Genomic DNA, 12,620 nt, shown 5'->3' with positions numbered 1-12,620 from the left:
CACCCCGTTCCCCGCCGGACCCCTAAAAAACTCGCGCCGTCAGGGGACGCGCGTATGCCAGTACGAGACCGAAGCCAGGCGCTTGCCCAGCGGCGACTTGATCAGTGTGGTGTCGATATCGCGGAACACGCTGGCGAGTTCGTTCGGAATCTCCCGATACAGCCCGTAGGGGAACGCGAAGTCGTGATCCGATTCCACGAGGTGGAGCCCGGCGCTGTCGACCAGCCGGGACACCTCCCACCGGGAGTAGAGCCGCGACCCCATCGGGAGCGCCCAGTTGTACAGCGAACGCGTGGTGAAGCGGTTGAACGTGTCGAAAAAGACCTTGTTGCGCGAGACCCGTCGCATCTCGCTCAGGAAGGACGCAGGCTGGTCGGCAAGATGGAAGAATCGCATGGCGATCACCGAGTCGAAGCTATCGTCGGGGAACGGAAGCCGGCCCGCGTCCCCCCGCATCAGATCCATGTTCTCGGAGACGCCCGCGAGTTCGGCTTTCTCCCGGCCCTGCTGGAGCATCGGTCCCGAGATGTCGAGGCCGACGACGTTCGCGCCGCGCTCGGCCAGCATGACCGTGAACCGACCGGTCCCGCAGGCGATCTCCAGCACGTCCCTGTCCTCGACCGGTCCGATCGCGTCCAGCACGGCCTGTTTCTCCCGCCGGTCGATCAGCCGTCCCCCCCGTGAGAACCGCTTTTCCTCGTACTCCTCGGCGATATCGTCCTCTTGATACCACTCCTGTCCCTTCACGGTTTGTCCCTGATTGCCGCTCCCAGTCCATAAAACGATACTGAAACGAACCGCACGGCCACCCCGAGATCGACGAACGGTAACTCAGATAATACATATGGGGTGAAACGCGGTAGCGACCGGCCGGAACCGACGGACAGAGAGACGATGTCGGTTCCGGCAATTTGTGTCGGTAGACTTTGTATAAGGATGCATAATACGCACTTATTTGTTCCAATTGTTTTGTCATACATATAGCCAAGTTTTACCCGTGGTGTTCGGCCACGTGCAGGTATGAGTACGACGCCGGACGAAAGTGCAGCCACCGAGAACAGTGAGGAGAGTCCGCTGGCGGATCCGGAGTTCCGCGAGCGGCTCCGGGAACTCCCCCCGAGCGCCAAACTCGTCGCCAAGGTGCTGGAGACCGACGCGCCGCTCTCGCAGGGCCAGCTCGCCGAGGAGTCGCTGCTGCCCGATCGCACAGTAAGGTACGCGCTGAACCGGCTCGAGGAATCCGAGCTCGTGGGATCGCGCTACAGCTTCCACGACGCGCGCAAGCAGGTCTACTACCTCAGTAACTGACCGCAGGCTCTTTTGCCCGGCGTACCTCAGGGGTGGGGTATGGACGTTTCCCGGGTTCCCGTCGAGACCGCCACACGCGGCCCCGGCGGCGCGACGAACGCGTACCTGCTCGGTAGCGACAGCGCTCTCCTGATCGATCCGGCGGCTCGAACCGACACCCTCGACGATGCCGTTGCAGCGGCCGATCCATCCCACGTCGCAGTGACACACCACCACCCCGACCACGTCGGTGCAGTCGCCGACTACGCCGACGCCTGCAATGGGACGCTGTGGGCGCACGCCGGCCGCGCCGAGGCCTTCGAGCGGGCCACCGGCGTCGCACCCGACCGCCGGTTCCGCCCCGGCGACCGCATCCAGACGGGTGACGGCCCGATCGAGATCGTCGACACGCCAGGCCACGCGCAGGAACACGTCGCGTTCGCGTGGGGCGAGGGCGCGGTCGTCGGCGACCTCGCGGTCGCGGCCGGCAGCGTCGTCGTCGGCGCACCCGAGGGCGACATGCGCGCGTACCTGACGAGCCTCCGCCGGCTCCGCGGTCGCGGCTTCGAGACGCTGTATCCGGGCCACGGACCGGTGATCGAGGATCCGGAGGCGACGCTGACGCGGCTGCTCGACCACCGCCTCGACCGCGAACGGACGGTCCGGGACGCGGTCGCCGATGGAGCCCGGACGGTCGAGGCGGTCCTCGACGGAGCTTACGAGAAGGATCTCACCGGTGTTCGGGACCTCGCGCGTGCGACCGTCCGCGCGCACCTCGAAAAGCTGGCCGTCGAAGGGGACCTGGACTTCGACGGCGAGCGCGTCGAACGTTAGACCGTGGGCACGGGAATCTCGTCGAGGATCTCCCGGACGATCGACTCCTTCCGTACGTCGTCGACGCGCGCGTCGGGCGTGAGCACCAGTCGATGGGCGAGCGTCGGCTCGGCGACCCACTTCACGTCGTCGGGTGTGACGTACTCCCGGCCCTCGATCACGGCGCGGGCGCGGGCGGTCTCGAAGAACCGCTGGGTTCCGCGGGGTGAGACGCCCACCTCGACACGGCGGTCCTCGCGGGTCGCGCGGGCGATGGCAGCCATGTAATCGAGCAGGTCGTCCTCGACGCGGACGGCCTCGGGCGCTTCCCGGACGGCTTCCACGTCGCCGGGAGCCAGCACGGACTCGACGCTCGGGCTGAGCGCGTCCCGGCCGCGCCGGCGCTTCAGCAGTTCCACCTCGCCGTCCTCGTCGGGGTAGCCGATCCCGGTCTTGACGGCGAAGCGGTCGACCTGTGCTTCGGGGAGTTCGAAGGTCCCCTCCATCTCGACGGGGTTCTGCGTGGCGACGACGAAGAACGGCTCCGGAAGCTGGTAGGTCTCGCCGTCGACGGTGACCTGTCCCTCTTCCATGGCCTCCAGAAGCGCCGACTGGGTCTTCGGCGGCGCACGATTTATCTCGTCGGCCAGTACGACGTTGGCGAAGATCGGACCTTCGGCGAACTCGAAGGTGCGGTCGCGCTCGTTGTAGACGTTCGTCCCGGTCACGTCCGAGGGGAGGAGGTCGGGCGTGAACTGCACGCGGGAGAAAGAGAGGCCGAGCGACGTGGCGACGCTGCGGGCGGTGAGGGTCTTTCCGGTGCCGGGTACGTCCTCCATGAGGACGTGGCCGCGGGCGACGATGCCCAATAGTACTGTGTCGAGGAACTCGTCGTCGGCGACGACGGCCGAGCCGACTTCCTCGCGGACGGATTCCAGGGCGGAACTCGCTTCGGGGACTTCCATGTCCGGTCCATCCACGTCGTCACATTTAGCCGTTGGGTCGTTGAAAGATTCGTCCGTCTTCCGAATCGAAACGGATAAAGACCAACCGGCAGAAGGTTTGGGTGAGCCGAGGTAGCCTAGCCTGGCCAAGGCGGTTGCTTCGAGAGCAACTGTCCTCACGGACTCAGGAGTTCAAATCTCCTCCTCGGCGTCATTTTCGCGGTGCATTACGGTGAGCGAAGCGAACCGTCAGCGCCGCGAATGATCCGCAGGAGATTTGAACGAGAGGAGTCGCAGCCCGCGCAACGAGCGAAGCGAGTGAGCAGGACCGTCTCCGCGTGGTTCAAATCTCCACCTCGGCGCTTCTGCCGACGTAACCCGACGAGCTACGCGAGTCGGTACCGTCGGCAGAACGGTGATTGGAATTTGAATAAGAGGAGTCGCAGCGCGAACGAAGTGAGTGACCGTCTCCGCGTGGTTCAAATCTCCTCCTCGGCGTTTTCCACGAGCCAACACGGCGAGTGGAAACGCAATCGAGAGATTTGAGCAGACGAGTCGCAGCCCCGGACCGGCCGAGCGAAGCGAGTCCGCACGCCCGGAACGTCTCCGCGTAGTTCAAATCTCCTCCTCGGCGTTCTCCACGAACCAATACGGTGAGTGGAGACGCCGTCAGGAATTTGAACGAGAGAACACGCACGCTCGACCGCAGGGAGAGACCGTGTTCGCGTAGTTCAAATCTCCGCCCCGGTGCGGTACGAACGAACCGCCACCACCACCGCTTTTCAAACCCCCGTGAAGGGAGGCGGTGAGACCAAGCGGCGGCGTGTGTATGCGACAGTATGGCAGAGACAGACGCGGGCGGGCCGGAGGGGCCGGACGGCTGGCCGGTCGTCGGCAACACCTTCCAGTTCGCGCGCGATCCGTTCGCGTTCTACGAGCGGTGTACCGACTACGGGGACGTCGTACCCTACGAAGTCGGCGGGATGCCGTTCTACCTCGTCACCCACCCCGAGGACATCGAGCGGGTTCTCTCGACCGAACACCGCAAGTTCGAGAAGGGGGCCTTCCAGCGCGAGCAGCTGAGTGGTGTGCTCGGCGAGGGACTCCTGACGAGCGAGGGCGAGCGGTGGCGCGAGCAGCGCCAGCGCATCCAGCCCACGTTCGGTCCCGAGAAGATCGACTCGTACGTCGAGGTCATGACGGACTGCGCCGAGGAGGTGAGCGACCGGTGGTGGGACGGCCGCCAGGTCGCGGTCGACGACGAGATGCGCCGGATCACCGTCCAGATCCTCGCGCGCTCGCTGTTCGGGACCGACATCAGCGACCACGTCGAGACCATCGCCGACGCGATGGGCGACATCGGTGCACAGGCCGAGGCCCCGGCGGCGACGACTCTCCTTCCGGAGTGGTTGCCGACGCCGTGGGATCGGCGAGCCCAGCGCGGCGTCGACGCCGTCGACGGCGTGATCGACGACCTGATCGAGCGCCGTCGGGGCGACGCCGCAGGCCGGGACGACCTGCTCTCGACGCTGCTCGTGGCCCACGACGAGGGCGAGATCACGCGGGAGACACTCCGCGATCAACTCGTGACTTTCCTGCTGGCGGGCCACGAGACCACGTCGCTTGCGCTGACCTACACCTGGTACCTGCTGGCCGAGAATCCGGACGTTCGCGAGCGGTTACACACCGAAGTCGACGACGTGCTCGGCGATGCGGTGCCGACGATGGCCGATCTCGGGAGTCTGTCCTACACCGAGCAGGTCGTGACGGAGGCGATGCGGTACTACCCGCCGGTCCACCGGGTCGTCCGCGAGACCAGTGAGGACGTGCAGTTGCGCGGCCGTTCCGTCGCAGCGGGGTCCATCCTCACGATGCCCCAGTGGATCGTCCACCGGGATTCGCGGTGGTACGACGCCCCGCTCGAATTCCGCCCCGAGCGGTGGGCCGAGGACCGAGACCGGCCCGACTACGCGTACTTCCCGTTCGGCGGCGGGCCGCGGCGCTGTATCGGGATGCGTTTCGCGAAACTGGAAGCCCAGCTCGTTCTCGCGACGATAGCCAGACGGTTCCGACTCGAACTGGTCGGCGACGGTGGCCCGCTGGACCTCACGTCAGGTGTGACGGCCTCGCCGACCGACCCCGTCGAGATGGTGCCGCGGGTGCGCTGACGACGATCACTTCGTTCGCTCGACATCACCTTTCACATCACCCGTCCGATCCGTCGCGAATCCGGTCCGGAAGGCGATGTACGCGAGGACGCAGATGAACAGGATCGGCGGCAGGATCATGAACCCCCAGAGCCCGTCGAGCCCCCATCCGAGGAGGAGGATCACGTCCGCGACCCCGAGCGCGAGAAAGGGCACGATCCAGAGCGCCGCGCGCTTGCGACTGACTCCGCCCCCATCGCCGGAGAGCAGTTCGTCCATATCCGACCTTGGGCGTTCGAGGTGAAAAGCACCGCGTTGTCCACCCTGATCGATCCAGGCCGAGTTGTTAACAAATCCTCCCTCGATTATTAAGGAAAGGCAGTACGGGGCGGGGTAGTAACAGCGCGATTAATAAGACCTGAGCGGCTACGGTCACGTAATGACCGACGGTATCGTGGACGGCGACGGGGGCGCGGGCGAGGCGGTCCAGCTCCGGCTGGAGGTGCCGGAGATGGACTGTCCGTCGTGTGCCGGGAAAGTCGAGAACGCGCTCGACGGCGTCGAGGGCGTAACCGGATCGGAGTTCAGCCCGGCGACGGGCGTGGTCACGCTGACGGCGGCCTCGGCCGAGGCGCGCGAGGCGGCCGTCGAGGCAGTCGAGGCGGCGGGCTACGAGGTGACCGACGCGTCAGAAGCCGGCACAGAGCGCGCGGGGCCGGCCGCGGCGGAACCGGTCTGGAAGACCACGCGAGCGAAAAAGACCGCTGCCGGCGCAGTGCTGTTGCTGGTCGGGCTCGCCGTCCGGTTCCTGCCGCTGGGGCTGGACGTGGCGGTCGCCCGGCCGTTCGGCCACCCACTGTTCGCCGCCGACGTGGTTCTGCTCGTGGCCATCGCCGCGAGTGGCGAAGTGATCGTCCGGAACGGCTACTACTCGGCGCGGAACCTGAGTCTCGACATCGACTTCCTGATGACCGTCGCGATCCTCGGCGCGACGGCGGTGTCGCTGTTCACGCCCGAGCGGCTGCTGATCGAGGCGGCCTCGCTCGCGGTCCTCTTCAACGTCGCCGAGTTGCTGGAACGCCACGCCGTCGACCGGGCGCGCAACTCCCTGACCGAGTTGCTCGAACTCGCACCCGAACGCGCCCTCGTCCGGCGCGACGGTGAACTGACGGAGGTCCCTGCGGGCGAAGTCGATGTCGGAGAGACGGTCGTCGTCGAACCCGGGGAGAAGGTGCCGCTGGACGGTGAGGTGACCGAGGGCGAGAGCGCGGTCAACGAGGCCCCGATCACCGGCGAGAGCGTCCCGGTCGACAAGACCGTCGGCGACGAGGTGTACGCCGGGTCGATCAACGAGAGCGGCTATCTGGAGTTTTCGGTCACGGCGGGAGCCGACGACACCACGCTCTCGCGGGTGATCGACCTCGTGGAGGGCGCACAGGAGCGCAAGACCGACCGCGAGCAGTTCGTCGACCGCTTCGCCGGCTACTACACGCCCATCGTCGTCGCCGCGGCGATCCTCACCGCGACCGTCCCGCCGCTGGTCCTCGGGTGGCCCGGGATCGAGTGGCTCGTCAACGGCATCACCTTTCTCGTGATCGCCTGTCCCTGCGCGTTCGTCATCTCGACGCCGGTCACGGTGGTCTCGGGCGTGACGAGCGCGGCCCGCAACGGCGTCCTCGTGAAGGGCGGCGACCACCTCGAAGCGATGGGCGAGGTCGACGCCGTCGCGCTGGACAAGACGGGGACACTGACGACTGGCGACCTCGGCGTCACCGACGTGGTGCCGCTCAACGGGAACGACGAGGACGACGTGCTCCGCTGTGCCCGCGGGCTGGAGGCCCGGAGCGAACACCCCATCGCCGCGGCCATCGTCGGTCACGCCAGCGCCGAGGGCGTCGAGGACGGCGACCGCGAGGTCGAGGGTTTCGAGAGCCTGACCGGGCAGGGCGTCCGCGCGGACCTCGGCGGCGCGACCCACTTCGCCGGGAAGCCCGCACTCTTCGAGGACCTGGGTTTCGACCTCGGTCACGTCCACTTCACGACCGACGCGGGCGAGTTGCCAGACGACGCCCGCGACCGGTGTGAGCGGGCGGGCTGTCTCGACCTCGTCGAGGACACCATCCCGCGACTTCAGAGCGAGGGCAAGACCGTGATCCTCGTCGGCACCGAGGCGGAGGTCGAGGGCCTGATCGCCGTCTCCGACACGATCCGGCCGAACGCGGCCCGCACCGTCGACGCCCTGCGTGAGCAGGGACTGACCACTGTGATGCTCACCGGCGACAACGAGGGAACCGCCCGCGCCGTCGCCGAGGACGTCGGCGTCGACGAGTTCCGGGCCGGCCTGCTCCCGGAGGAGAAAGTCGAGGCCGTCGAGAGCCTGCAGGACGAATTCGGCGAGGTCGCGATGGTCGGCGACGGCATCAACGACGCGCCGGCGCTGGCGACCGCGGACGTGGGCGTCGCCATGGGCGCGGCCGGGTCGGACACGGCCATCGAGACCGCCGACGTGGCGCTGCTGGGCGACGACCTCTCCCGATTGCCCTACCTCACGAAACTCGCCAGCCGGGCCAACGGCGTCATCCGGCAGAACATCTGGGGCTCGCTGGGCGTGAAGGCCGTCCTCGCGCTCGGGATTCCCTTCGGCCTCGTCGGCGTCATCCACGCCGTCCTGATCGGAGACGTGGGCATGACCAGCGCAATCACCGGAAACGCGATGCGACTGGCGCGGTTGAAGCCCGAGGATCTGTAGTCACTCCCCCTCGAATTCGGGCTCCCGATCCTCCAGCATCGCCGCGAACCCCTCGCGGTGGTCGTGGCTGTCCCAGACCTCCCGCGATCGGTCGTACTCCATGTCCAGCCCCTCCTCGAGGGACACGTCGAACGCGCTGTTCAGGCACTCCTTGGCGCGCGTCATCCCCATCGGGGCCCGCGTCGCGAGTTCGTCGGCGTACTCGCGGGTGGCCTCGTCGACCGTCCCGGGTTCGACCACCTCGTTGACGAGACCGACCCGCTCGGCCTCCTCGGGGTCGATCTGATCGGACTTCATCACCAGCTCCTTCGCTTTCGCCAGCCCGATCAGCCGGGGGAGGCGCTGGGTGCCGCCGCCGAACGGGAAGATGCCGAGTTTCGTCTCCTTGAGGCCGTAGGCGGCGTCGGCACCGACGATCCGGAAGTCGAAAGGCAGCGTCAGCTCGAAGGCCCCGGCGATGGCGGCCTTCTCGACGCCGACGACGGTCGGGACCGACAGCGCCTCGATGCCGTCGAAGACGCCCCGGAGGCCGGCGTAGATCTCGTCGTGGCCGTCCATGTCGGCCTCGGCCATCAGTTCCAGATCCATCCCGGCCGAGAAGACGGGACCGTTCCCGAGCAGGGTCATCACGCGCACGTCCTCGCGGTCGTCGACGGTCTCGATGGCCGCCCGGAGGTCGTCGACGACCGTCAGGTCCATCGCGTTGCGCTTCTCCGGCCGATCCAGGAGCACGTCCGCGCGGTGGTCCTCGAACGAGACGGCGACGGTGCCCGAGCCGATCGATTGCATGGCCCCACCGACTGCCGAGGGACAGAAAAAGGCTCGGTCGCGCTCCCGCCTGCGGGATATCTTTTCATACCCGCCGGTCGTACTGTGGGTATGAACGAGGCCACCGTCGAAGGCGTCGGTGTCGGCGTCGGCGACGAAGGCTCGGGTGCGCCGGTCGTCGTCCTGCGTGCGCGGGACGAACTCCTGCCGATCTTCGTCAGCAGCGATCAGGCCCAGTCGATGCAACTGGCCATCGAGGGCGAACCGTTCGACCGGCCGCTCACACACGATCTGTTCGTCGAGATGGTCGCCGAGTTCGGCGGTGCCATCGACAAGGTGCGCATCGACGACCTCGCCGACGGCACCTTCTACGCCAAGATCGACGCCGAGCAGTACCACGGCGGCGAGCGCAAGGAACTCGTCTTCGACGCCCGCCCCAGCGACGGCATCGCGCTGGGTCTCCGGGTCGACTGCCCGGTCCTGGTGTCCGACGAGGTGCTCGACGCCGCCGGTCGCCCGCCCGAGGAGTTCGACGTCGAGGGGACCTGACCGGGCGAGTGGACTCTCAGTCACTGGGAGCCGACGACCCTTATTTACGCGATCGAATCGAATCCCGACGTATGACCGAGTACGACACGATTCTGGTGCCGACCGACGGAAGCGAGGGAGCGCTGGCCGCGGCGGATCACGCCGTCGGACTGGCCGAACGCTACGACGCGACCGTCCACGTCCTCGCGGTCGTCGACGTGGACGAGGTGGCACTGACGACGCCGACGGACGTGAACGTCGGCGACCTGAAATCGACCCTGCGAGCCAGCGCACAGTCGAACGTCGACGAGATCGTGAGCCGCGCCGAGCGCGCGGACCGGCCCACCGAGGAGGCGATTCTGGTCGGCGTCCCCCACCGGGCGATCGTCGACTACGTCGAGGACGAGGGGATCGATCTGATCGTGATGGGAACCCACGGGCGGACGGGCGTGCGGCGCGTCCTGCTCGGGAGCGTCGCCGAACGCGTCGTTCGGACCTCGCCGTCCCCGGTGATGACGATCCGTCCCGACGCGGACGCCGCGGAGTGATCAGTCGCGGACGCGCCCGTGTTCGTCGATCTCGCCCCGAACGATCCGGGTCGAGGAGATACGTTCACCGTCCTCGGCCAGAACGTAGGGGGCGACGATCCCCTGGATCGGTTCGAACCCCTTCTCGCGTCGGCCGTCGTTGATCGCCGCCAGTTCCTGCGCCGTCTCCGGCGAGACGACCAGCGCATCGATCTCGGGGTCCTCGCTGACGATGCCGTGCTCGTCGGTTAGCCGTCTGATCTCCACGGGTCTGTCCCACTCGTCGAGGTCCTCGATCGCGGCTTTCAGTGCTGTGCGCCGCTGCTCGAATGGCGGGACTGCACGCGTCCGTGACGCCTGCGCGAACGCGTCGCTGGTCAGTCCGACGATCACCCCGTCGTCCCCGTACTGCAGCGCCGTCCGCAGGAGGTTTCGGTGGCCGTCGTGGAGCGGCCCGAAGGTCCCGGCGACGGCGACGCGAGTTCCGGTCACAGCCGACTTTCACGCGCCAGGTACTTCAACGGCGACGACCGCGTGTCGGTGCACCGATCGGGAGGGGAGCGGGGCCGGCCCCCTTCACAGTCCGACGAGGTCGTCGAGTTCCACGTCGGCGAGGCGACCGCCACAGACCGCACACTCGTCGACGTGGTCGGGAGCCGTCCCGCCCTCCATGTGCAGGTTGCCACAGTCCGTACACACCTCGAACGCTGCCTGAAGCATACGAGCCCGTCCCGTCGTCCCAGGCATGTGTTTTGTGGCTGGTTATCAAAATTCAAATAAGACTGGCGTCGGTCTTATCCGTCGCGGAACCGAACCCCTCGGGTATGAGCTGGGATCTGGAGGCGCGACTCGACGAGACGTTCGACGGGGACCGGAACCTGCCGGACAGCATCGACGAGGCAGCAGTCGACCGGCTCAAAGCCGTCGCCTACGTCATGGACGAGAGCGTCCGGGTCCCGGGCACGGAGTTGCGTGTCGGACTCGATCCGCTGGTGAGCGCTGTACCCGTAGTGGGTGACGTGATCAGCGGGGGACTCTCGCTGTACATCGTCGTCGAATCGGCGTATCTCGGCGTCTCGTACGCGACGCTGGCGCGGATGCTGGTCAACATCGCGATCGACGTGGGTGGCGGTGCGCTCCCGTTCGTCGGCACCGTCTTCGACGCGTTCTGGAAGTCGAACGTGCGCAACGTCGAACTCCTGCTCGACGAACTGAGCGGGACGGACCAGCCGGATTCGGTCACCGGGTCGACCGAGCCCGACCCCGTGGTGATCGAGGTCGAGGAATCGGCGGACTGACGCGGCGTCCTCCCGACACTTATTTTCCCTCGCCGACAGGGACGGCTATGAAACTGCAGGCACGGGAGATCGACATCGGCACGCGGACGCCGACGGTACTCCTCAACGAGGGTGACGCCGCCGAGATCGGGGTCCACCCGCTCGACAGAGTCGAGATCGAACACGACGGCCGGACCGTGATCGGCGTCGTCGAGCTGACCGACGAACTCGTCGACGAGGGTGAACTGGCGGTGACGCGCCCGCTGGGCCACATCGAGGGCGAAGTCCGTGTGTCCATCGCCCCGAATCCCAGTTCGGCCTCGTTCGTCCGGAAGAAACTGGACGACATCGAACTCGAAGCCGACGAGATCGAGGCGATCGTCACGGACATCAAGTACGACCGCCTCACCGACGCCGAACTCTCGGCGTTCGTCACCAGCGTCTACACGAACGGCCTCTCCCGGGCCGAGATCGTCGACCTCACCGAGAGCATGATCGCCGCCGGCGAGACGATGCACTGGGACGGTGACCCCGTGGCCGACAAACACTCCATCGGCGGCGTCGCCGGCAACCGCGTGACGCCCATCGTCGTGTCCATCGTCGCCGCCGCGGGCGTGACCATCCCCAAGACCTCCTCGCGGGCGGTCACTTCCGCGGCCGGCACCGCCGACACGGTCGAGGTGTTCTGTGACGTGGAGTTCGACATCGACGAGATCCGCGAGATCGTCGCCGAGACCGGCGGCTGTATGGTCTGGGGTGGCGGCGTCAATCTCTCGCCGGTCGACGACAAGATCATCCGCGTCGAGACGCCCCTGTCGCTGGACCCACCGGGCCAGATGATCGCCTCCGTCCTCTCGAAGAAGAAAAGCGCGGGGTCGACGCGCGTCGTCATCGACATCCCCTACGGCGAAGGGGCGAAGGTCTCCAGCCTCGACGCCGCCCGGGAGATGGCCGAGGACTTCGACCGGGTCGGCGATGCCCTCGACATGCACGTCGACTGTGCGATCACGCGGGGCAACCAGCCAGTGGGCACCGGGATCGGCTGTGGCCTCGAAGCGCGGGACGTGCTCGCGGTCCTCGAGGGTGAGGGGCCCGAGGACCTCCGGCAGAAAAGCGTCAGCCTCGCCGAGATGGTGCTGTCGGCCTGTGACTGCGAGGACGGTGCCGCCCAGATCCTCGACGACGGCCGCGCGCTCGCGAAGTTCCGCGAGATCGTCGCCGCCCAGGACGGCGACCCCGACGTGACCGCGTCCGACCTCCCACTCGGGGGCCACACGGCGACAGTCGAGGCCCCGCAGGCGGGTCTCGTCGGCCACGCCAACAATCGCCTCGTGAACGAAACCGCCCGCCGCGCCGGCGCGCCCAAGGACAAAGGCGCTGGGGTCGACCTCGCGGCGCGAGTCGGCGACACCGTCGAAGAAGGTGCGCCGCTGTTCACCGTCTACGCCGAAACCGCGGACAAACTCGACGAGGCAGTCCAGTTCGCACGGGAGAACCACCCGCTCCGGGTCAGCGGGCCCGACGAAGCGCTCGTCGAGCGGTACACCTGACCTGCGGTCAGTTCAGACCACCGTTTCCCG

At 67.3% G+C, this 12,620-nt stretch carries 14 protein-coding genes and 1 tRNA gene; 9 read left to right on the top strand and 6 right to left on the bottom strand.

Going from position 1 to position 12,620, the window contains the following annotated elements:
* Positions 1–39 precede the first annotated feature (39 nt).
* Positions 40–747, bottom strand: coding sequence for a class I SAM-dependent methyltransferase (locus BV210_RS04560; protein WP_077205497.1), 708 nt, complete (start codon positions 745–747; stop codon positions 40–42).
* Positions 748–1,020: 273 nt separating this feature from the next.
* On the opposite strand from BV210_RS04560, the gene BV210_RS04555 reads away from it, so the two are divergent.
* Positions 1,021–1,308, top strand: coding sequence for a helix-turn-helix domain-containing protein (locus tag BV210_RS04555; protein ID WP_077205496.1), 288 nt, complete (start codon positions 1,021–1,023; stop codon positions 1,306–1,308).
* 39 nt (positions 1,309–1,347) lie between these two features.
* Positions 1,348–2,121: an MBL fold metallo-hydrolase gene (locus BV210_RS04550; protein WP_077205495.1), complete on the top strand. Its 774-nt coding sequence runs from the start codon at positions 1,348–1,350 to the stop codon at positions 2,119–2,121.
* On the opposite strand, the gene BV210_RS04545 is transcribed toward BV210_RS04550, so the two are convergent.
* The gene (locus BV210_RS04545; RefSeq protein WP_077205494.1) at positions 2,118–3,065 is read right to left on the bottom strand and encodes a MoxR family ATPase; all 948 of its coding nucleotides are present in this window, start codon (positions 3,063–3,065) and stop codon (positions 2,118–2,120) included. The genes BV210_RS04550 and BV210_RS04545 overlap by 4 nt on opposite strands.
* 105 nt (positions 3,066–3,170) lie before the next feature.
* Here BV210_RS04545 and BV210_RS04540 point away from each other — a divergent pair.
* Positions 3,171–3,255: transfer RNA gene (locus BV210_RS04540), tRNA-Ser, on the top strand.
* A gap of 628 nt (positions 3,256–3,883) precedes the next feature.
* Positions 3,884–5,212: a cytochrome P450 gene (locus tag BV210_RS04535; protein ID WP_077205493.1), complete on the top strand. Its 1,329-nt coding sequence runs from the start codon at positions 3,884–3,886 to the stop codon at positions 5,210–5,212.
* Between the two features lie 6 nt (positions 5,213–5,218).
* Here BV210_RS04535 and BV210_RS04530 read toward each other — a convergent pair whose 3' ends face one another.
* Positions 5,219–5,470, bottom strand: a complete 252-nt coding sequence (locus BV210_RS04530) for a hypothetical protein (protein WP_077205492.1) — start codon at positions 5,468–5,470, stop codon at positions 5,219–5,221.
* A 160-nt stretch (positions 5,471–5,630) separates the two neighbouring features.
* Between BV210_RS04530 and BV210_RS04525 the strand changes: the two genes are divergently transcribed.
* Positions 5,631–7,940, top strand: coding sequence for a cation-translocating P-type ATPase (locus BV210_RS04525; protein ID WP_084802559.1), 2,310 nt, complete (start codon positions 5,631–5,633; stop codon positions 7,938–7,940).
* On the opposite strand, the gene BV210_RS04520 is transcribed toward BV210_RS04525, so the two are convergent.
* Complete coding sequence (locus BV210_RS04520; protein WP_077205491.1) at positions 7,941–8,729, bottom strand: enoyl-CoA hydratase/isomerase family protein; 789 nt, start codon at positions 8,727–8,729, stop codon at positions 7,941–7,943.
* A 90-nt stretch (positions 8,730–8,819) separates the two neighbouring features.
* On the opposite strand from BV210_RS04520, the gene BV210_RS04515 reads away from it, so the two are divergent.
* Both BV210_RS04515 and BV210_RS04510 read left to right on the top strand, forming a co-directional pair.
* Complete coding sequence (locus tag BV210_RS04515; RefSeq protein WP_077205490.1) at positions 8,820–9,257, top strand: bifunctional nuclease family protein; 438 nt, start codon at positions 8,820–8,822, stop codon at positions 9,255–9,257.
* A 71-nt stretch (positions 9,258–9,328) separates the two neighbouring features.
* Positions 9,329–9,784, top strand: a complete 456-nt coding sequence (locus tag BV210_RS04510; protein ID WP_077205489.1) for a universal stress protein — start codon at positions 9,329–9,331, stop codon at positions 9,782–9,784.
* Here BV210_RS04510 and BV210_RS04505 read toward each other — a convergent pair whose 3' ends face one another.
* Positions 9,785–10,255: a phosphopantetheine adenylyltransferase gene (locus BV210_RS04505; protein WP_077205488.1), complete on the bottom strand. Its 471-nt coding sequence runs from the start codon at positions 10,253–10,255 to the stop codon at positions 9,785–9,787.
* 84 nt (positions 10,256–10,339) lie between these two features.
* Positions 10,340–10,483 (bottom strand): hypothetical protein, encoded by a 144-nt coding sequence (locus BV210_RS20185; RefSeq protein WP_172824874.1) that lies wholly within the window; start codon positions 10,481–10,483, stop codon positions 10,340–10,342.
* 104 nt (positions 10,484–10,587) lie between these two features.
* Here BV210_RS20185 and BV210_RS04500 point away from each other — a divergent pair, with 104 nt between their 5' ends.
* Both BV210_RS04500 and BV210_RS04495 read left to right on the top strand, forming a co-directional pair.
* Complete coding sequence (locus tag BV210_RS04500) at positions 10,588–11,061, top strand: DUF4112 domain-containing protein (RefSeq protein WP_077205487.1); 474 nt, start codon at positions 10,588–10,590, stop codon at positions 11,059–11,061.
* Between the two features lie 47 nt (positions 11,062–11,108).
* Positions 11,109–12,590: an AMP phosphorylase gene (locus tag BV210_RS04495; RefSeq protein ID WP_077205486.1), complete on the top strand. Its 1,482-nt coding sequence runs from the start codon at positions 11,109–11,111 to the stop codon at positions 12,588–12,590.
* Positions 12,591–12,620 lie beyond the last annotated feature (30 nt).

It is taken from the genome of Halorientalis sp. IM1011 (assembly GCF_001989615.1).
Classification (GTDB): Archaea; Halobacteriota; Halobacteria; order Halobacteriales; family Haloarculaceae; genus Halorientalis.
Note: the sequence above shows the minus strand (reverse complement) of the source record. Positions and strands in the feature narration are given on the sequence as shown.